This is a genomic window from Sphingomonas sp. Leaf62, from assembly GCF_001421915.1.
Lineage (GTDB): Bacteria > Pseudomonadota > Alphaproteobacteria > Sphingomonadales > Sphingomonadaceae > Sphingomonas.
This window is the reverse complement of sequence record NZ_LMLN01000023.1, coordinates 131609-152482: the sequence shown is the minus strand read 5'-3', so window position 1 is coordinate 152482 and position 20874 is coordinate 131609. Positions and strand designations below refer to the sequence as shown.

At 66.5% G+C, this 20874-nt stretch carries 18 protein-coding genes; 6 read left to right on the top strand and 12 right to left on the bottom strand.

All coding sequences use genetic code 11. The annotated features are described in order from the left end of the window. Positions 1–8 precede the first annotated feature (8 nt). Positions 9–1367 (top strand): 8-oxoguanine deaminase, encoded by a 1359-nt coding sequence (locus ASE91_RS09885; RefSeq protein WP_056625615.1) that lies wholly within the window; start codon positions 9–11, stop codon positions 1365–1367. A 3-nt stretch (positions 1368–1370) separates the two neighbouring features. Here the strand turns inward: ASE91_RS09885 and ASE91_RS09880 are convergent, their stop codons facing one another. Continuing rightward, positions 1371–2813 (bottom strand): nucleobase:cation symporter-2 family protein, encoded by a 1443-nt coding sequence (locus ASE91_RS09880; RefSeq protein WP_200911232.1) that lies wholly within the window; start codon positions 2811–2813, stop codon positions 1371–1373. A 198-nt stretch (positions 2814–3011) separates the two neighbouring features. On the opposite strand from ASE91_RS09880, the gene ASE91_RS09870 reads away from it, so the two are divergent. Together ASE91_RS09870 and ASE91_RS09865 are read left to right on the top strand one after the other, a co-directional pair. Beyond that, on the top strand, positions 3012–4025 hold the full coding sequence (locus tag ASE91_RS09870; protein WP_056625612.1) for an adenosine deaminase: 1014 nt from the start codon (positions 3012–3014) through the stop codon (positions 4023–4025). 129 nt (positions 4026–4154) lie between these two features. Next, complete coding sequence (locus ASE91_RS09865) at positions 4155–4706, top strand: phosphoribosyltransferase (protein WP_055998110.1); 552 nt, start codon at positions 4155–4157, stop codon at positions 4704–4706. A gap of 79 nt (positions 4707–4785) precedes the next feature. On the opposite strand, the gene ASE91_RS09860 is transcribed toward ASE91_RS09865, so the two are convergent. After that, positions 4786–6381, bottom strand: a complete 1596-nt coding sequence (locus ASE91_RS09860; protein ID WP_156357771.1) for a GH39 family glycosyl hydrolase — start codon at positions 6379–6381, stop codon at positions 4786–4788. Further along, complete coding sequence (locus ASE91_RS09855) at positions 6381–7556, bottom strand: glycoside hydrolase family 5 protein (protein WP_235530412.1); 1176 nt, start codon at positions 7554–7556, stop codon at positions 6381–6383. The genes ASE91_RS09860 and ASE91_RS09855 overlap by 1 nt, the downstream gene beginning before the upstream one ends. A gap of 642 nt (positions 7557–8198) precedes the next feature. Between ASE91_RS09855 and ASE91_RS09845 the strand changes: the two genes are divergently transcribed. After that, positions 8199–8381, top strand: a complete 183-nt coding sequence (locus tag ASE91_RS09845) for a hypothetical protein (protein ID WP_055998101.1) — start codon at positions 8199–8201, stop codon at positions 8379–8381. Between the two features lie 84 nt (positions 8382–8465). Next, positions 8466–8906, top strand: coding sequence for a MucR family transcriptional regulator (locus ASE91_RS09840; RefSeq protein WP_055998098.1), 441 nt, complete (start codon positions 8466–8468; stop codon positions 8904–8906). A 257-nt stretch (positions 8907–9163) separates the two neighbouring features. On the opposite strand, the gene ASE91_RS09835 is transcribed toward ASE91_RS09840, so the two are convergent. Next, positions 9164–9514: a DUF3147 family protein gene (locus ASE91_RS09835; protein WP_055998095.1), complete on the bottom strand. Its 351-nt coding sequence runs from the start codon at positions 9512–9514 to the stop codon at positions 9164–9166. Between the two features lie 188 nt (positions 9515–9702). Then, positions 9703–12510 carry an MHYT domain-containing protein gene (locus tag ASE91_RS18795; protein ID WP_162233646.1) on the bottom strand — a complete coding sequence of 936 codons (2808 nt, stop codon included), beginning with the start codon at positions 12508–12510 and terminating at the stop codon, positions 9703–9705. A gap of 183 nt (positions 12511–12693) precedes the next feature. On the opposite strand from ASE91_RS18795, the gene ASE91_RS09825 reads away from it, so the two are divergent. Then, positions 12694–13101 (top strand): response regulator, encoded by a 408-nt coding sequence (locus tag ASE91_RS09825; protein WP_055998092.1) that lies wholly within the window; start codon positions 12694–12696, stop codon positions 13099–13101. Positions 13102–13909: 808 nt separating this feature from the next. On the opposite strand, the gene ASE91_RS09820 is transcribed toward ASE91_RS09825, so the two are convergent. The 7 genes from ASE91_RS09820 to ASE91_RS18790 all read right to left on the bottom strand — a co-directional run bounded on the left by ASE91_RS09820 (position 13910) and on the right by ASE91_RS18790 (position 20665). After that, on the bottom strand, positions 13910–14917 hold the full coding sequence (locus ASE91_RS09820) for a class 1 fructose-bisphosphatase (RefSeq protein WP_055998089.1): 1008 nt from the start codon (positions 14915–14917) through the stop codon (positions 13910–13912). 193 nt (positions 14918–15110) lie between these two features. Beyond that, entirely contained in the window at positions 15111–16214 is a 1104-nt protein-coding gene (locus ASE91_RS09815) for a DNA alkylation repair protein (protein ID WP_056625606.1), read from the bottom strand. Between the two features lie 60 nt (positions 16215–16274). Continuing rightward, positions 16275–17159, bottom strand: a complete 885-nt coding sequence (locus ASE91_RS09810; protein WP_056625603.1) for a CAP domain-containing protein — start codon at positions 17157–17159, stop codon at positions 16275–16277. A gap of 311 nt (positions 17160–17470) precedes the next feature. Then, positions 17471–18046: a class I SAM-dependent methyltransferase gene (locus tag ASE91_RS09805; protein WP_056625600.1), complete on the bottom strand. Its 576-nt coding sequence runs from the start codon at positions 18044–18046 to the stop codon at positions 17471–17473. Beyond that, a complete protein-coding gene (locus ASE91_RS09800) occupies positions 18043–18681 on the bottom strand; it encodes a PIG-L deacetylase family protein (RefSeq protein ID WP_235530405.1) in 639 nt (212 codons plus the stop codon). The genes ASE91_RS09805 and ASE91_RS09800 overlap by 4 nt, the downstream gene beginning before the upstream one ends. After that, positions 18678–19652 (bottom strand): hypothetical protein, encoded by a 975-nt coding sequence (locus tag ASE91_RS09795; protein ID WP_056625597.1) that lies wholly within the window; start codon positions 19650–19652, stop codon positions 18678–18680. The genes ASE91_RS09800 and ASE91_RS09795 overlap by 4 nt, the downstream gene beginning before the upstream one ends. After that, positions 19649–20665, bottom strand: a complete 1017-nt coding sequence (locus ASE91_RS18790) for a glycosyltransferase (protein WP_156357768.1) — start codon at positions 20663–20665, stop codon at positions 19649–19651. Before ASE91_RS18790 ends, ASE91_RS09795 begins: the two co-directional genes overlap by 4 nt. Positions 20666–20874 lie beyond the last annotated feature (209 nt).

The following is a 20874-nucleotide window of genomic DNA, read 5'->3' as shown; positions in this document are numbered from 1 at the left end:
CTGTCGAAATGACCCTGACCGTCCTGCATTCGGCCGCCATGCTCGTCACCATGGACGATGACGGGCGCGAGATCGCCGACGGCGCGGTCGCGTGGCAGGACGGGGTCATCACCGCGATCGGCACGACCGCCGATCTGGCACCGCTGCGCCAGCGCGCCGACCGGACGATCGACGCGCGCGACTGCGTCGTCACGCCGGGGCTGGTCAACACGCACCATCACCTGTTCCAGTCGCTGACCCGCGCGGTCCCCGGCGCGACCGATGCCTCGCTGTTCGGCTGGCTGCGACGGCTCTACCCGATCTGGGCGCGCTATCGCCCCGACGACGTCCATGCCGCGACCCGACTGGGCCTCGCCGAACTGGCGCTGTCGGGCTGCACGCTCAGCAGCGACCACCTCTATCTCTTCCCGAACGGCGTCACCCTCGACGACACGATCGCCGCCGCCGCCGATATCGGCCTGCGCTTCCATGCCACCCGCGGCAGCATGAGCGTCGGCGAAAGCGCCGGCGGCCTGCCGCCCGACGCGCTGGTCGAGCGCGAACCCGCGATCCTTGCCGACACCATCCGCGTGATCGACCGGTTCCACGACCCCGCCCCCGGCGCGATGGTCCGCATCGGCGTCGCGCCCTGTTCGCCTTTTTCGGTCAGCGAGGGGCTGATGCGCGACGCGGCACTGCTCGCGCGCGACAAGGGCGTGATGCTACATACCCATCTGGCGGAGGACGACGACGACGTCGCCTTCTCGCTCGAACGGTTCGGCTGCCGGCCGGGCGTCTATGCCGAACGGCTCGGCTGGACCGGGCCGGACGTGTGGATGGCCCATGGCGTCAAGCTCGACGCCGACGAGATCGCGCTGTTCGCCGCGACCGGCACCGGTGTCGCCCACTGCCCCTGCTCGAACTGTCGACTGGGTGCAGGAATCGCGCCCGTACCGCGGATGCTGGCGGCGGGCGTGCCGCTGGGACTGGGCGTCGACGGATCGGCCTCCAACGACAGCGGAAATCTGTTGCAGGAGGCGCGGCAGGCCGTGCTGCTCCAACGCGTGGTCGGTGGTGCCGAAGCGGTATGCCCGCGTGCCGCGCTACGGCTCGCGACACGCGGCGGCGCGGAGATGCTGGGACGCGACGACTGCGGCGCGCTGACCGTCGGCCGCCGCGCCGATCTGGCGGTATGGGACGTGGCGACCGCGTCGAATACCGGCGCGTGGGACGTGGTGGCCGGGCTGGTGCTCTGCCCGCCCGCCGGCGTCCGCGACCTGTTCGTCGAGGGGCGGACCATCGTCGCCGGCGGCGCGTTGCGCAGCGCGCCGCTGCCCGCGATCCTTGCCGACGCCCGCCGGTCGATCGCGCGGCTCCAAGCGCCCTGATCCTTACGCCATTGGGTCGTCGCTACTCGACCGCCCGCTGAAAAAGGCATTGAGTCCGACCGCGCTGATCGACGCCAGCACGATGCCCGAATGAAGCAACGGCGCGAGCGCGCTCGGCATCGCCTGAAAGAACCGGTCGGACAGGACCGGGATTAGCCCGACGGCGATCGATACCGCGACGGTCACCAGCCGTTCGAAGGTCAGGTCGACCGACCCCAGGATGCGAATGCCGGTCGCCGCGATCATCCCGAACATGACCAATGCCGCGCCGCCCAGCACCGGCAACGGCACCGCCGCGACCAGCGCCGCCAGCTTCGGACAGAGACCGAGCGCAAGCAGGATGCCCCCCGCCCCTGCACAGACGAAGCGCGACCGCACGCCGGTGATGCTCAACAACCCGATATTCTGCGCGAACGAGGTGTAGGGGAAGGTATTGAACACCCCGCCCAGCAGCGTGCCCGCCGCGTCGCCGCGCAGCCCGCGCACCATCTGCCCGCGATCGACCGGCCGGCCGACCATCTGCCCCGCCGCCATGAACATGCCGAAGGATTCAATCATCACCGTCATCATGACGAGACACATTGCGATCGACGCCGGCACTTCGAACGTCGGCCATCCGAACTGGAACGGACGCACCAGCGCGAACCACGGCGCATCGCGGACCGGCGTCAGATCGACATGCCCCATCGCCCCGGCGACGACCGTCCCTGCGACCGTGCCGACGAGCACCGCACCGCTGCGCAACAGGCCATGCCCGAACCGCATCAGGCACAGCACGACGCCGAGCGTCAGCAGCGCGAGCAGCAGATGGGCGGGTGCGCCATATCCGGGATCGGTCGGCTGTCCACCCGCCGTCCAGTTGATGCCGACCCGCATCAAGCTCAATCCGATCGACAGGATCACCGTTCCGGTCACCGCCGGCGGAAACAGGCGCGACACCCGGCCGACGAACGGCGCGATCAGGAACCCGAACAGCCCGGCGATGATGACCGCCCCGTAAATGCCGCGCAGCACCGTCTCAGGCGGCGATCCTTCGGCATGGCCGGTGGCGATCATCGCCAGCATCGGGCTGATCGACGCGAAGGTCACGCCCATCACGATCGGCAGGCGGATGCCGACCTTGGGCAGGCCCAGCGTCTGGATCAACGTGGCAAAGCCGCAGGCGACCAGATCGGCGCTGATCAGCAGCCCCAATTGCGCGGGCCGCAGGTCGAGCGCACGGCCGACCACCAGCGGCACGGCGACCGCCCCGGCATACATGACCAGCACATGCTGGAGCGCCAGCGGTACCAGTCGCCGGGCGGGCAACACCGCATCGACGCCGTCCGCCTTCCGGTCGTCCGCCGGTGCGAACGCAGCATCGGCCAGCCCCCGCCCCGCGAGGGGCAACTCCGTCGTCGCCGATTGCATGGGGTGGGTCTCCGTCCACTGATCGATGACGGTCATGGTATCGGCATCGAACCGCCTGCCACCAGCGCCGTTTCTGGCACGAAGCGATCGAGAAAAGGCATCGCTCGCCGCCGGGATGCCGCATCCGGCCGATCACCGGCAAAATCTCGGGTCGGGAGGCTATCGCCGGCGGCGGCGATTGCGCATGGTGGGCATGCATCGCGCCACGATGCGCAATCGATGGAGCCTGCCAGCATGACCGATGACGATTTCATCACCGCCCTGCCCAAGGCCGAACTGCATCTGCATATCGAGGGCAGTCTCGAACCGGAACTGATGTTCGACCTTGCCCGGCGGAACCGCGTCGACATCCCGTTCCGTTCGGTGGACGAAGTCCGCGCCGCCTATGCCTTCTCCAACCTGCAGGACTTTCTCGACATCTATTATGCCGGTGCCGACGTGTTGCGCACCGCCGAGGATTTCCACGACCTTGCGGTGGCCTATTTCGACCGGGCGGCGGCCGATGGCGTGGTGCATTCCGAAATCTTCTTCGATCCGCAAACCCATACCGATCGCGGTATCCCGTTCGACGTGGTGATGGAGGGACTGCTCGCCGGCATGACCCACGCGCAGCAACGCCATGGCCTGACGTCGAGGCTGATCCTGTGCTTCCTGCGTCACCTCGACGAGGACGCCGCCTTCGCCACGTTCGCGCAGGCGGAGAAGTGGCTCGACCGCATCGATGGCGTCGGGCTCGATTCCTCGGAAGTCGGCCACCCGCCGTCGAAATTCGCGCGGGTGTTCGCCGCCGCCGGCGATGCCGGTCTCAAACGCGTGGCCCATGCCGGCGAGGAAGGGCCGCCCGCCTATGTCCATGAAGCGCTCGACCTGTTGCGGATCGACCGTCTCGACCATGGCAACCGCGCGCTCGAAGACCCGTTGCTGACCGCCCGCCTCGCCCGCGAAGCGATGACGCTGACCGTCTGTCCGCTATCCAACCACAAATTGTGCGTTGTGCAGGACATGGCGGATCATCCGATCGACCGGATGCTCGCCCTCGGGCTGCGCGCAACGATCAATTCGGATGATCCGGCCTATTTCGGCGGCTATGTCGCGGCGAACTACCGTGCCGTCGCCCGGTCCCGCCAACTCTCCCGTGCGGACCTCGTGACGCTGGCGCGCAACAGCTTTCTCGGGTCGTTCATGGACGATGCCGCGATCGCCGGCCACCTCGCCAGCCTTAATGCCTTTGCCCGGACCGCCGACTAGGCAGGTTCCGTCCTTCGTCTCGGCAGGGGTCGGGCTGCTTGCGCTTTCGGCGGACGGCCGACAATATGATCGCGGCGTTTCGGACGGATTTTTCGCGCGCGCCAACCGTGCAACGATACTGGAAGTCTTGTGGTCACCAAAGTCTATCTGTCCGCCGATCGCCTGCTCGAGGATTCCTTTCGCCTCGCCAATCTCGTCTTCGATTCGGGGTTCCGGCCGACCCATATCGTCGGCATCTGGCGCGGGGGCGCGCCGGTGGGCATCGCGGTGCAGGAACTACTGGAATATCGCGGTATCCAGAGCGATCACATCGCGATCCGCACCACCTCCTACACCGGCATCGACCGGCAGGACCCGCAAGTCCGCATCTACGGCCTCGGCTATCTGATCGACGTCCTCAACCCCGAGGATCGCCTGCTGCTGATCGATGACGTCTTCGATTCCGGCCGCTCGATCCGTGCGGTGCTGAAGGAGCTGAAAGAACGCTGCCGCAACAACATCCCGGACGAAGTGAAGGTCGCGACCGTGTATTTCAAACCATCGCGCAACGTGACCGACCTGAAGCCCGACTACTACGTCCACGAGACCAACGACTGGCTGATCTTCCCGCACGAGATCAACGGTCTGAGCGAAGCGGAAATTCGCGCGCACAAACACGGCGCCGACGTCATCCTGCGCTGAACGTCATCCTGTCCACCCGGCAGGAAAGGGCAATGGAAGGCAGGACGCCCCGCGACGCCCGCCATCCCGTCGAAGCGCGTTACGATCTGGTCAGTTCGATCATCACGACGTCGTGGTCGTGCATCGGTAGATCGACGCGTGCGATGCCGTCGCGGCCGACGGCGATGCTACGGACGACGGCGGCATCCTTCGTCAGCGATTGCAGCGATCCGAGTTGCGCCGACGTCAACGTCGCCGGGCTGCCCATCCGAAGGTAGCGGGTATAGGCGTCGTTGCGTTCATATCCGGTTCGCCGGACCGACAGGCGATAGGCCCCCGGCTTCAACCCGCGCGCCTGAATCCTCAGGTCCGGTGCCGCGGCAGGCGGGCGGATCCTGGTGAAGAACGGCCGGTTGCTGACGTTTTGGTCGGGCAGCACGTCGCGCCATGCCAGCACCTGCAACGCATTGCCTCGCAAGGTCGCGATGCTCGCATCGTCGCCGGTCGGGAGTTCCCGGTCGCCCAGTTCCGCCAGATATTTGTACGCGAACCACGACGCCTTGCGAATGCCCTGCGGATTCATCAGCCCGAAGCCGCCCTCGAACGGCTTGCGCTGCGGCCCGGGCTCCTCGAACAGATCGCTGTAGGTCCAGTAGCTCATGCCCTGCGCCAGCCCCTCGGTCCGGCGCAGCTTGGACAGGATATAGGCGGCACCCAGATAATCGTCGTGGATCGGATCGCGTGGATTGTAGCTGGTGCTCCATTCGGTGAAGAACAGCGGCAGGCCGGCATAGCGCGTCGCGTCGATCTCCCCGCGCACCTTGCGGACGTCGTTGACGATCGCGTCGGGATTGCGCGACAGCTTGTTGTCGCCTTCGCCCTTTTCATCGAGGAAGCCGCCTTCGACGCCATAGGTATGCGTCGTGACGAAATCGATCGGGAGCTTCTCGCGCTCCACATAGCGCAGGAATTCGGGCACCCACGCGGCACCCGCGGTCGACGGTCCGCCGACGCGCAGCGCGGGGTCGATCGCCTTGATCGTCCGCGCGGTGCGGCCATAATAGTCGAAATAGGCCTGCTGATCGCCCTTTTCCCAGAAACCGGCCAGATTGGGCTCGTTCCAGAATTCGAAATACCAGCTGCGGACTTCCTGTTGGCCGTAGCGCGCGATCATATGCCGCACGAACGCATCGACCAGCGCCGTCCACTTTTCGGGCTGCGGATGCGAGGTGTTGCCCTTCCAGTAGAAGATGGTCTGATCCGACTGTTTCATGGCATCGGGCGTGAAGCCCAGTTCGACGAACGGTTTCAGCCCCATGCCGAGCAGCCGGTCGTAGAGATGGTCCAGCCGGGTCCAGTCATAGACCGGCCTGCCATTCTGCTCGCGATAGGTACCCAGTTCGTCGGCGAAGACGTGATGGAAGCGGATGTAGCGGAACCGCAGTTCCTTCTGCACCGTCGCCAGCTGCGCCAGACTGTCCTCGCGGGTCAGCGTGCCGGGGAAGTCGGACCCTATCGACATCTGCGCCATGCGATCGCGCGGTCTGGTTTCGCCGCGCACGTCGATGACGATCTCGCGCGCCGCCGCACGTTGCGCCATCGCCGGAACGATGCTCGCCGGCGTCAGGACCATGCCCAACACCATCGCCGGGGCGAGCATCGCGCGCCGCACGCAACCGCATATCGGAAGGTTCATCACTTCGCTGCGTCTACGATCGCCTTGACGATATCCGCATGGACCACGCGTGCGGTAGCGCGATCGAACAGGCCGAGGGTGTGATTGCCGGTCGGACCATTGTCCCAATAGATCGGGACCATGCCGTGCTGCACCGCCGACCGGGTGACATAGCGGTCCCATGCGGTCCGGTACTTGCCGGCCGGATCATACTCCGTCTTGGCGATCGCGCCATATTCCCCCAGAATGACGGGGATGCCCCGGTCGGAGAACGTCACCTTCACCTTCCGGAACGCCGCATCGACCCCCTCTTCGTTCCCCCATGCCTGCACCGCCTTCGGGTCGGTCGCGCCCGCGCCCCATTGCCAGATCGCGCTCTTCTCGTTCAGCGCGAAATCATAGGGGTCGTAATAATGCACCTCCATCATCATCCGTCCGACAACGCTGTCGGTCGGGAGCGTGGCGTTGCACGCGATGGTGTGATCGATGTTGGTGTTATAGCCCTGCACGATCAGATAGCGGCTCGCGTTACCGCCGCCGGTCGCGCGCACCGCGTCGACGAATACCTTGTTGAAACCGTTCTGCACGGCGCAATGCTCGGCGGTTGGCGCGTTGTAATTGTCCTTGACCATGACTTCGTTGGTGCCGGCGAACAACAGACGGTCGTCCTGGTCGCGAAACCGGGTCGCGATCTGCGTCCAGAAGGTCTTGAGCCGCGCGTTCGCTGCCGCCTGATCGGCATAGGTCGGCTGCAGCCAGCCCCCGTCCCAATGGACGTTGATGATGACGATCAGTCCGGCCTGTCGCGCCTGATCGACCACCTGCGCGACGCGGTCGAACCATGCCGACCCGATCCGGTCGTTGGCGTCGGCATATTGCTTCCACGAAACGGGCACGCGGATGCTCTTGAAACCCGCCGCCGCGACCGCGTTCAACAGCGCCTGCGACACGACCGGATTACCCCATGCCGTCTCTTGCGAAACGGTGGTCGGAGCGGGCGCGTTGCCGATCGCCTCCAGCGAATTCCCGAGGTTCCAGCCGGGCACCATCTGCGCAGCGAACTGCGTCGCGGTCATCGTGGGTGACGGCGTCGTGGCCGGTGTCTGTATCGGTGCCGGCGTGACCGTCGCGGTTGGCGTGGCCGACACGCTTCCCGACGCGTTGCCGGCACCGGAACAGCCGGTGATGATCCCCATCGCGAACACGGCCAGGCCAGCGTTCCAACTTGTACGCATAGAAACCCACGAATGCTGCACGATATCGGTCATCCTCTTCCTGACAATGCTTGTTCTATACGGCGGGAGCCGGATTGTTAGCCCTGAACCGACCGACCGGCAGCACGACACCGGCGGATGGCGGCGGCAGCGATAGTGTCGTCGATCCTTCGGCGGTTCGCTGTATCGCACAGCATGATCGCCCCGCGACCTGATGACGATCGGTGAACGGGGCCATGCGGGCAAGATCGCGTTCGGCGCGCCTCGCTTCGCGGCGACGACCATCCCGCAAAACCCCCGACAGAACATCCGTCCCGCCTTCCGCTGTCCGACTGGCCGACACCATTGTGGTCGAAGGGAAGCATTGTTGGTCGCCGATGACCGACGCAACGCCGATCGCGGTTAATGTCGGCGCGATCCGGCCAGAAAAATATCACGCCAGATATTCGCCGAAACGGCCTGCATCAGTATGAAGTGTCAATCAATCGGCCGTACTCCCGACTAACGATCGCGTTGTCCGCTGCGGATCAAGATCGGCAGCGGTAACGAGATCGACGGAGTTCGTATTGCACTGGACGATATGCCAAAACGGCCGCATAGGATTGCAATATGCTGAGAACCAGAATGAAGCGGCTCGCTGAAAAAAGCGAACGGACCGAGCAGCGTGTCGTCGCCATGGAAGCTGCGATCGTGGCGCTCGACAATGACGACCTTCTCGACCTTGCCGATATCTTCGATGCAAAGGCGGACAATCCGATCAAGGAGATCGCCAAGTTCGAGATGATCAGACGAGGGATCAGTCTTTAATCTATCCTGTTGACGGCTGAAGACATTGAATCGTTATCATCTCTGGCCTAGCTAGAAGATACCAATAGTACCGGATGTAAGCGAATGACTGAAATAACGAACACAATTGAACTTGCGACCGAATTGACGGTAGCGTGGCTCGGCAATTCCAACACGCGCGCGACGACGGCCGACGTACCGGCTTTCCTCCAGGCAATGCATGAAACGTTGACGAAGCTCGACGCGCCGGAGACCGCGGTCGTGGAAACTGGGGGCGAGAACGAAGAATACACGCCGGCGGTATCGGTGCGCAAATCGCTTGCATCGCCGGACCACATCCTGTCGATGATCGACGGAAAGCCCTATCGTACGCTGCGCCGCCACCTCTCCAGCAACGGTCTGACCGCGGACGAATACCGCAAGCGCTACAATCTGAAGGCTGACTATCCGATGGTCGCGCCGACCTACAGCGAAAGCCGTCGGGCAATGGCCAAGACGATCGGTCTCGGTCGCAAGCCACGCGGCGCGGCAGCGAGCGAAGCATAACGAATGGCGATATCTGCAACGGCGAAGGTGCGCCGCTGCAGATACGAGGCTTATCCGCTCCGTCGTGGTGGCTTCGTGATCCGTCCGCCGATGACGGCAAGCGGACGCTGACGCTCCGCCGTCGGCAACCCGACCGGGATCGCAGGCAGCACGCATCGGATCGTCGTTGTGGACGATCCTTTTCCGCTACCCCTGCGCGCCGAGCAGGGTGCCAGCACGACGCCGAACGGCGAACCGCTGGAGGGATGCATCCCACATCACAGGCGCAGCCCGAACCGCGGGGCCAGCACGGTCATCGCCGAGTAGAGCATGATCGTCAGGATGCACCCGAGCGTCAGCGCCAGCCAGAACGACAACCCGGCCCGCAACAGCACGGGAATGAGCAGGAACATCGGCAGCGACGGAATGACGTACCAGAAGGTTGCGCCAGCGTGCGCGGCCATGTTCTCGGCGTCGGGCTTGTCGCGCCACAACCATATCATGCCGAGCACGGAGACAAGCGGTAGCGAGGCGATCAACGCGCCGAAGCCCGGAAACCGCTTCGCCACTTCGGATGCGACCGCGATCAGGATACCGGAGACCAGCGCCTTGAGGGCAAGGTAGAACATCTGCGTACACTCTCCTCGGCATTTCGCCACCCCGACCGACACCGGGAAATATCCGCGGCGGCAGACGGCCCGTACCTGCATCGCCGCGCGGTCACCATCCGCCGAACTCATCGCCGACAAGGGCCGTGACAGCAAGGCGTTGTGCGAATGGCAAGCGGGTTGGCAGGACCGCAGCGCAGGCACCGGGATCAGACGCCTGCAGGTACCTCCGCAGACACGCGGCCGGACTGCGCTTCGCGAAGACCTGCTGCCAGTTCGTCCTTGCGGAACGGCTTGCTCAACCGCGGCAAGGCCGGGTCCAGTCCCTCGATATCGGCATAGCCTGACACCAGAAGCGTCGGCGTGCCCGGTCGCATCGTCCGGATATGCCGGATAAGGTCGGTCCCGCTGATGCCTGGCATCAAATGGTCGGTGACAACCAGGTCGAAGTGCCGGCCGTCCTCGATAAACCGCATGGCCGCTTCACCGGAATCGGCTTCGACGACGGCATAGCCGAAGTCGGCCAGCATGGCGGCGGTGCTCATCCGCACCAGTATTTCATCGTCGACCAGCAACGCCACACCCGATGCCGTCGTCGACGCGACGACGTCCGGCACCCGACCGGCTTCGGCCGCCGTTGCGCTCTGCGGCAGCCAGAGCTCGACGTTGGTGCCCAGACCCGGGCTGCTCTGGATGGTGAGCGCCCCGCCCAGCTGGGATGCGAGTCCATGGACCATGGACAGGCCAAGCCCGGTCCCCTTCCCCACCCCCTTCGTCGAGAAGAACGGTTCGATCGCCCTTGCCTGCGTTTCGCTGTCCATCCCCTGCCCCGTGTCGGCGACCGACAGGCGCAGATAATGTCCGGTCCGCAGGTTGGAACGATGCGCCGTACGGATCGACTCGCGGCTTGCCGAAATCCGCAGCGTGCCGCCGTCCGGCATGGCGTCGCGCGCATTCACCGCAAGGTTGAGGATCGCCATTTCGAGCTGGTTCGGGTCCGCCTTGGCCGGCGGCAGATCGGCCGGAGCATCGACGATCACCCGTATCTGCGGCCCGCTCGTGCTCGACACGAGGTCGCCCATGCCCTCGATCAGCGCCGCGACATCGACCGGTACGGGTTGCAGCGGTTGCCGCCGCGCGAACGCCAGCAGCCGTTGCACCAGCGTCCGCGCACGCTCCGCCGATTGCACCGCGCCGTCGATCAGTCGCCGCTCCCGTTCGTTCCCCAGGCCCTTGCGTTGCAGCATGTCGAGGCTGCCGAGGATCGGCGTGAGCAGGTTATTGAAGTCGTGCGCGACACCGCCGGTCAACTGGCCCATCGCCTCCATCTTCTGGCTTTGACGCAGTGCCGCCTGTGCCTCTTCCCGCGCGCGGATCGCCGCGTCGACCCGCACCTCCAGCGTCGCATTCAGCTCACGCAGCGCGTCCTGCGCCTCCCTGCGCGTCGTGATCTCCAGCGCGGTGCCGGCCACCCGGATGCAGTTGCCCCGATCGTCGAAGATACCGCGCCCCTTGGCGGCCACCCACCGGACGACACCGTCGTCCCGGCCGATGCTCCGATACTCCACGTCGTAGAATGCCCGTCGCGCGGGATCGATGGCGGCGGCGAACGCCCGCGACGTGGCGTCGCGGTCGTCGGGGTGCAGGCCGTCGTAAAAGTCCTTGAGGGTCACCGGCGTTTCGGGCGCGATGCCGAACATCGCTTTCGTGCGCGGTGGCCAGATCAGCTCGTCCGCGACCAGATCGACGTCCCAGAAGCCGATATCGGCGTTATCGACGGCGAGCCGAAGCCGCTCCTCGCTCGTCCGGAGTCTTGCCTCCGCGCCGATCCGCTCGACATGCGCCCAGCAGCGATCGGCCACCTCCTTGACAAGGTCGATCTCCTCGACCGTCCACCGCCGCGCCCGATCCTGATGGATCGCCATCATCGCGGCGAGGCGGCCGTCCTTGATGAGCGGGCAGCAGATGATCGCGTTGATGCCGATCGCGTGAAACATTTCGCTCCCTTCGCCGGGACCGATGTCAGCGGCGATGTCGCGCAGGACGATGGGCGATCCAGACCGCAACGCCGCCGCCGCACCCGGCCCGAAGCGATCGAGGCTATACTCGCCAGCCGAACTGTCGTGCCCGGGGGCCGTATAATCGCTTCGGATCCAGAAGCGGTCGCCATCGGCATACACATCGGCATAGGCGCAACGCGAAGCACCAAGCCGGGTCCCGAGCGCGGTCGTGGCAATGGTCATCGCTTCCATGGCGCCGCTGGCGACGAACAGCCGGTCGTTGAGATCGCTGAAAAAGCGAACGCGCGTTTCCCGGCGCGCAATGCCCTGCAGCACGCGCTCCAGTTGCACCGCCGCCAGCGCCAGCAAGAGCACGATCAGCGTGACCAGGCTGATCGCCGTAGCCAGAAACGCTTGGTCGAAACTTGCCACGCCGCCAACCGCGACACCGGGCACGGACGCCTGGGTAAACGTCGCGGCATACATGCCCGAATAGTGCATGCCGGCGATCGCCGTGCCCATCACCACGGCGGCGATGGCGCGGGGACCGACCTGCTGGTCCTGCGTCGCCAGCCAAACCGCACCGGTGGCGGCACCGATCGCAACGATGACGGAGATCGCGACCCACAGCGGATCGTAGCGGACGATGGCCGGCATCCGCATCGCAGCCATCCCGACATAATGCATCGTCGCGACACCCGCACCGATAAGGAGGCCCGCGACAAGGGTCCGGCGCATCGTCGGTGCCGACCAGTCGATCAGCGCAAGGCCGCCGCCCGTAAATCCGATCGCAAGCGCCAGCGAGAAGAGGGTCGGTACGAGGTCGTAGCGCACAGCCACGCCCGGCATGCTGCACGCCAGCATCGCGACGAAGTGCATCGACCAGATACCGCCGCCAAGCGCCGTCGCGGCGGCAACCAGCCATATGCGCCGGGCACTTCGGCGTGACTCGCGAATTCGCCCGGCAAGGCTGAGCGCCGTGAAAGCCGCGGTGATCGCGACGATCGTCGAGAGCATAACGAGGTATGAGTCGTGAACGCCGTGTAGAACCATGGCGATGACGATTTCACACGTCCCGGCGCTTCGCAACCTCGACGACCCTCTGCCAGTTCGTACCCGTTTTCCTGCGGTCGACAGCTGGCGTGCCCGGAAACGACATCGTCAGTGGAAACTCCAATGGTCTACAGCGGTTGAGCCGTCATGACCCTGTCCACCGTTCCCTACGCCATCGTCGTCGAAGACGATCCCATCATTATGATGGAGACGACGTATATTCTCGAGGATGCCGGCTTCCGGGTCCGGGAGAGCTTCGACGGCGATGAAGCAGTCGTCCTGCTCGACGAACACTGGGAAAGCACCGTACTCCTGTTCTCCGACGTCGACATGCCGGGGTCGATCAACGGCTTCGCGCTTGCGCGGCACGTGGCGGCACGGTGGCCGCAGATCGAGATCGTCATCGCGTCCGGTCACGTCTCCCCGGCGGATGGCGACATGCCGGAACGGGCGACCTTCATCACCAAGCCCTTCAACCAGCGGATGGTGCACGAACATCTCAGCAAGATCCTGCCCGACGAGAAGAAGCCCGAGCCACTGAAGAAGGCGGTGTAGCGGGGTTGGAGCAGCACGTGATCCGGCGTCGGGCATGGGATGCCGCGCGATCGTCCGCATGGCGCTTCCCGACAGATCAGCCATGGGCAGGATACACCCTCCGATGGTCCGGGATGCCTCGACCCTCCTGTGGCTATCGAACCACGTAGCATTGCCTCTTGCCTTCCCGTCCGCCTCCAGGACGAAAAGCAATTTTGGGGATGATGTGCCGGGCATCGTGACAGCCGGGAAGGTCGCCCCGAACACCGGACGCCATCATGTGTTTGGCTAAGCGGCCACTTTCGCAGAACCGTATGCGGTGCCGGCAACGGTCATGCCCGCTTGTCGTCGAGATCGCCGCCAACGAAGATCGTACCCTTCCGGGTCAGGGATTGAATCGCGACCCAGGTCGTCGACGCGGCTGAAGATAGCGGCCAGTCGGGCAAACCGGGCTACACGACGTTGAACGCATCGTCCTCGGCAATGGCAGCACCCACATTCGTCGCGTGGCGACATTCCAGTCCGCACCGACCCACTGGTCGAACAGTCCCGGATCGATCAACCCGGCCCTTCGCGGCGGGGCCTAGTCGCGTCGGGCGCAGGATCGGCATCGCCAATCTCAAACACCGGTCGTTGTCGCCCGTCGTCGCCGCATTCCTCGAATACTGCCTGTCGCGGCGCCGCGCCCGCGATCTGGTGGCGGCAGGGTCCGGTTGAACATGCGCCATCTGCGCCGTTCGAACCGACCGCTACTACATTTTCCGATCCGTGCTCCGGTCCCGGCTGACGACAGGACCGGGACCGTTCCGACAATCGTCAGTACAACCGCCTATGCATCGGTGCCGCTGGCAACATCCACTTCATACGCATCGCCGATGACGACCCCGACCCGCTGGTGCAGGCCTTCCGGCGCGATATCGAGGATCGATCGATAGCCATCGGTCGCCTTGCCGCCGGCCTGCTCGATAAGCATCGCCATCGGATTCGCCTCGTACAGCAACCGCAGCCGTGCCTTGCCGGGGTTGCGATGATCCGAAGGGTAGAGGAACACGCCGCCACGCTTCAGGATGCGGTGGATGTCCGCGACCATCGATGCGGTCCAGCGCATGTTGTAATCGACGCCGCCCGGCCCTTCCGACCCTTGAATGCGATCCTCGATATAGCGGGCGATGTCGGGCGACCATTGGCGGCGACGCGCCATGTTGACCGCAAATTCGCGGGTCCCGGCCGGAATACGCATCCGCCCGTCGGTCAGCCGCCACGAACCGACCTCGCGGTCCAGCGTGAATTCGAAGACGCCGTCGCCGACGGTCAGCACCAGCAGCGTCTGCGGCCCGTAGATCGCATAGCCCGCCGCCACCTGCTCGCGCCCGGCCTGCAGGAAATCGGCCTCGGTCACGTCGCGTCCGGCGCAATCCTCGGGCGCGCGCAGGACCGAAAAGATCGTGCCGACCGACAGGTCGACATCGACGTTGCTCGACCCGTCGATCGGATCGAACAGCAGCAGATATTCGCCCTTGGGATAGCGATTGGGAATGCGATGGATCGTCTCCATCTCTTCGGACGCCATGCCCGCCAGATGGCCGCCCCATTCATTGGCGTCGAGCAGCAGTTCGTTGGCGATCACGTCCAGCTTCTTCTGGACCTCGCCCTGCACATTCTCGCTGCCCAGCGCGCCGAGCACATCGCCCAGGGCACCCTTCGAAATCGCATGGCCGATCGTCTTGCACGCGCGCGCGACCGTTTCGATCAACAGGCGCAACTCGGCCGGACAGCTTTCCGCGTTGCGGCGTTGCTGCTCGATCAGGAACCGTGACAAGGTGATGGCCGGCTGCATCGCCGGCAGTTCGGGGTTCGTCATTCAGCTTCCTTTCGTCGTGCCTGTCACATTCCAACCATGGCAGGCATCCGTTGCGCAAGCGCGACAGGTCGGGAAGATGCGTCGCAACCCGTCTTTCCCGGGACAATCGCCCAATCCGGCGTCGGAACCACCGGCACGCGGTATGGCGTTCGGCTACCGGACCAACCGTTCAGCCCTGATCGACCAGATCGAACCACGCGGTGGCACGGGTCCGGCCGTTGACGAGCAACTCGACCACATGCCGTCCCGCATGATGCCGCCGGGTGCTGAAATCACGGATCATCTGCCGCGTCGTCAGCGTCGCCACTGCCTTCGCCGACAGATCGAACGTCTTCAGCTTGAAGACCTTGCTCGCGACCTTGCCGCCTGGCCGAGCATACTGGACCCGGTAGTCGACCACCACGCGCTGATCGATCGACGCGGTCGATTGCAGCCGGACATCGATGGTGATCGGTTCGCCGAGGCGGATGATCGCCGGTTCGATCGCGAACCGATCGACGGCGACCTCGACGGCGTGGCTGGCCCCGATCAATTCCAGTGCAGCCGGATCGCCCTGTTTCACCAGCGTGCGCAGCGCATGGCGGATGATCCACGCCGACTGCGGATCGTCGCCCGGCCAGCGCGACAGATGCGCGACCAGCCAGTCCGGCCGATCCTTGCCGATGTCGTTCAGGTGGTTCGCGACCGATTTGCGGACATAGGCGCTGGGATCGGCACGCAACGCGTCGAGGATCGGCGCGGCCAGCGTCGGGTCCTGCCGGAACGCAGCGATGCGCGTACCCCATGGCAGGCGCGGCCGGCTCCCCTCGCTGGCCAGACGCCGGACATGCGGGTCGTCGTGCACCGTCCAGCGACGCATCGTGCGCAGCGTGCCGTCGACATCCTGCGCAAGGAACGGCCGGATCGCGAATTCGGCGCTGCCGTACCGGGTCAGGTCAGCCAGCGCCGCCAGCGACCGGTCAACATCGGCCAGACCATATCGCGGCACATATTCGGTGATCGCCATCGCCTGAAACGCATGGGTCAGCCGCGGCGCCATGGCACGCAACAGGTCGAGTGCCGCCGCATACTCTGCCGGCAGGGCGGGATGCAGCGCATCGGCGATATGGCGCACCCGTTCCATGACCGACAGCGCGTCGAACCCGGCCGAAGCAGCGGCGACGAACGCCCCCCGATCGAAGCGGGGTGAGGCCGCGACGCCGGCATCGGCGATCGTCGCGATCGCGCCGGGGCCAAGCAGGTCCTTGAGCAAAGGGGACGTCGTCCGGGACATGGCGGCTCCACCAGCGGTATCCGCCGTGCCGTACCCGTGTCCCTGTGGGCACCGCAAGGGTCAGGGCGTCAGGCGGAAATAATAGCTGTAGGTTCGCGGCGTACCCGCCACCACGACATTGCTGATCGTCACGTCATAGGTCGTGTTCGCCGCCAGACCCGCCACGCTCCATTGCAGATTGTTCGACAGCCCGTATCCGTCATTGTCATAGGCGATATTGCCCACGGTCAGCGCCGCCCCGTCGCGCGCCCGGACCGCGATCGCCGCGTTGGCGAAGCGGACCTGCGCGTTCGCGCCGAAATTGCGCGTCTTGTCGGCGATGACGCTGAACGACAACAGCGCGCCGTTGGCGAAATAGCGGGTGGGGTAGTCCTGATACGGATAGGCCACGAAATCGGGCAAGGGACCGGCGGTGTTCTGGGTCGTGTTGATGACCTTGATCGATGCCCCGTCGGAGCGCCCGCGAATGGCTTCGGCCCCGGCGACGCGGCCATAGGCGATGCTCGACAGGAACGGATACAGCAGCCAGCGGCGATGCCCGATATTGTTCGCGATCAGGTTGTCGACGTCGGTCAGGAACCCGATCATGATGTCGGCATCCTGCGAATAGCGCAGGCCGGAACCATAGCCGAGATAGATGTTGCTCTGTCCCGCGGCGGTCGCACCCGCGCCGGTATAGCATTTCCAGTCGACCGGCGGCGTATGGCTGAGCTGGCCATTGGCGGCCATCATCAGCGCCGACTGCATCGACGCCGCTTCCTCGGCAGTGGAATAGGTGACGGAGGGCAGGCCGTGACGGGCACGGATATCATTCACCACCGCCAGTACCCGCGCCCCGACCGCCGGTTTCAACTGCCCCGTCTGACAGGCGGGAATGTTGGGAGCGGCGGCATAGAGTTGTTCGACCGAGGTCGCGAAATCCGCGCCGGTGGCCGGTTCGCGCACCGTTGCGACGGGGGATGGCGTCGGGGTCGGCGTGGGCGTCGGAGCGGGGGTGACCGCGGGCGCGACGATCGTTCCACTGCCGGACGTGCTACCCCCGCCACAGCCCGGAACGAGCGCCAGCAGGAGCAACGGCGCGACCCGGCGAAGGATACGCCGGCGACGGGAAGTAGAGCCGGCAGGAGATAAAGAACGCATCATACGAAGTCCTGCAACGGCAATAACGGCACGATTTCCGTATGCTTACGCCGGACCGGGTTGCACTTCGGTAAACGCTCCGTGCACCGGCATCGCGTCCGCGGCAGGTGCAGCAGTCAGGCCCGGGTACAGGCGAGCACCACCCAGCGGCGGTTGCGGTGCACCGGGCGTACCCGCCAGTCGCAACCGGTCGCGTGCAGGAACTGCCGGTGTAGCGGGGCGGCATGTTGCGCGAAGTCGTGAAAGTCGATCCGGTGATGCGCCAGGACCAGCGTCCCGCCCGGTCGCAGCGCGCGGGCGACGTCGCGCGCGGTACGCCGCATCGCGTGGGGGTCGAGATAGTAGAGCAGCTCAGCGACGACCACGCCGTCATAGGTCGATCGCGGCAGTCGCGCTGGCACCGCCAGACGGATCGCGCGGGCGCGCCCTGTCCCGGCCAGCGCCCTCGCCACCAGCTTCGTCCCCGCTGCCGTCGCCTCGGTCGCATCGAGGCGGAGCGCACGCGGCGCGATGGCGACGCTGTTCGACCCGTTGCCCGCCGCCAGTTCGAGGACGCGGCCCCATGGCCCCGGCCCGATCGCGTGCAGGATCGCCTGCCGTTTCACCGCCTCGTCGCGGTTGCGAAAGGTCTGCCACGGATCGGGATCGATGGTGAAGGTCCGTTCGAACCCGTCGAGGCTGATCGCCCTCATCGCCACATCGCCGCGAAGACTTCGCTCGGACGGCTGAACGCGGCGATCTGTGCGGCGGTAAGGGCGAAGCCGGCCGGATCGTCGGTGATATGCCCCGTCTGGGTGCGATAGCGGCGGATGGCGTGCCGCTTGGCAAGGCGTTCCTGTGCGGTCAGCGGCATCGGGCGGGCGGCGGGCAGGCGCTGTCCGGTCGGCCACACCGGATAGGCCAGCCAGCGTACGCCGTGCGCCGGGCGGGCGGCGGCGGCGACGGCGCGGTGGTCGGGATGGTCGTCGCGCGGCGACGGGGCCAGCGCCAGCACCAGTCCCGGCAGGGTGGCAAGGGCGCGCGCGATGGCCCGGCAAATCGCGCCACCATGCGCGGCGACATCGCCATCGGGCAGGTCGAGAAAGCCGATGGCACGGGCGGTCACACCGATGCGGTGCAGGGCCATCCGCGTCTCGCGCCGCCGTTCGCGCACCAGTCGCTGGCGCGGCCATGTCGTGCTGCCGCGATGCGATCCGGCGCCGTCGCTGACGATCAGGACGCGGACCGGCACGCCGCGCCGGCGCATCCGCGCCATCAGGGCATGGCCGCCGATCGTCTCGTCATCGGGATGCGGCGCGACCATCAGCAGCCCGCCCGGCCGGATCACAGCACCACCGTCAGCGTGCCGGCGGCAACCGCCGCACCGACCAGCATCCGCTGCGCATCGGGGCCGGGCTGCCGCAGATACATGGCAAGGTCGGTGATCCGCGCGGAAAGCGGATGGTCGTGGAACAGCGCGGCGACGCCGACCGCCTCCTGCGCGACCGCGATCGCTTCTCCCCCGGCCGCATAGACGGCGGCGCGCGCGGCGGACACGGCGGGCAGGCGCGCGGCGTCGTCGGCGAACCATGCCGTCGCCGCCGTTCGCACCGCCCCGGCCGCCGCCTCACCCAGCGCGTACAGCCGGGCGAGCCGGCCCGCCTGATGCGGATCGGCGGCGCGACCGGTCGTCACCAGATGATCGCGGACGCCATCGACGATGCCGGCGACACCGCCCGCCTGCACTGCCGCAAAGCGCAGCGCACCGCCGCTGAACCATGGTTCGCGGACATAGTCGCCGGGCGCGCCGATGCGGTCGTCGGGCGCGATCGGCGATCCGGCCCAGCGCACGATATGCGTCTCCGAACGCTGCATCCCGACCACGCGCCAAAAGCTGCGGTCGATGGCGGGCGGAACGCGGGCGAGGTCGAGGAGCAGCAATTGCCGCCCGCCCGGCGCATCGACGCTGACCAGCGCATGGCTGAGAACCCCCGCCCCCGACGCGAAACTTTTGCCGCCATCGAGCCGGTCGCCGTCGAGCCGCAGCCCGTCGCCCGGCAGGTCGGCATTCCAGACTCCCAGCGCCCCGCCGTCGCGCAGGATCGCGGTCAGTCGGGTGCGTTGCGCCGCACTGCCATAGCGCGACACGATCTGCGCGGCATCGAGATGCCCCTCGAACAACCGCCCGAGCGGCAGGTCCGCGCGCCCGACGCGGTAGAGCCGCCGCAACAGGGTAAGCAGCGCCGGCGCATCAACGGGATCGGCCGGGTCGCCCAGTTCGGTGGTCAGTCCGGCGATCCGGTCGCGCAGGTCGCTCATGCCGCTGCCGCCGGCGTGGCGGTCAGCGCCGCCAGCGCGGCTTCGGCGGCGACGAACGGAATGTGGCGCATGCCGCCCGGCGGCACCGGCACGACGCGCATCGCGAACGCCTCCGCATTCGGGCAGTCGCGGGCGACGCCGAGCAGATGGTCGTGATCGAGACCGACCTGCGCGCTCAACGCGACGAAATCGCTCCCGGCAAAGGCCCGGCGGGCGGCGGCGTGCAGGCGATATTGCCATAGCTGGTCGGCGGGATGCGCGACGCTGACCGACCCCAGACCATCGCGATCCAGATCGCACAGCGTCGTCGCCAGTCCGCCGCGCACCCGTCCGACCCGCCGGTCGGATGTATGGACGATACTCGCCGCGTCGCGCCGCACGCGCAGCCCGGCGCGCGCCGCGTCGTCGACCAGTCGCGCATCTTCTCCCCGCATCACGGGCAGGAACCCACCAAGCGTGGCATAGGTCGTGGCGCGCAGGCCCATATTGGCACCGCTGGCATGATGATGGACGGCCGGCGCCTCCCACGCGACCGGATCGATCCGGCGGCGCAGCGCGTAGAGGCTGGCATAATGGCGTTCGATCCGGTCCTGATCCGGATTGCCGCCCCGGCCGCTGCGGACCACATCGCCGACGACGAGGTCCGCATGGTCCAGCGCCGCCGTCATGACCGTCACCCAGTCGGGGGCGGGCAGGCTGTCGGCATCGGTGGTCAGCAGGATCGCACCCCCCCGCCCCAGGCTCGCCAGCCCCAATCGCATCGCCCGGTCGCGCGCGCGGCCGGCATTGGCGGCGGCGCGATCGACCCTGTCGACGATCAGCGGATGGCGACCGGTCGCGCGATAGGCGGCGATCGGTTCCATGCTGGCGTCGGTGCAGCCGTCGAGCAGCAGGCAAAGCGTCAACGCCGTCTCCGGCGGTACGATCAGCCGGTCGAGCGCGGCGAACAGGCGCGGCAGCCGTTCCGCCTCGTCGCGCGCCGGAATACAGATCGCGACCGGCGCGGCGGTCACCGACGGTGTCCGCCGCGCCGTACCAACCGTCCCGCCACGTCATCTGCTGTCATGTCGCTGTCCCCGCCGGTGATCCGATGCGATGGAGGAGTATCCTCCAGACGATTGATATCGCTTGGGTAACGAACGGCGCGCGGTCGGTTCGGTTCCGGTACGGCCCCATTGGCGACGGGTGGCCCCGCCGCCATCCGGTTCAGCCAAACAGCGCA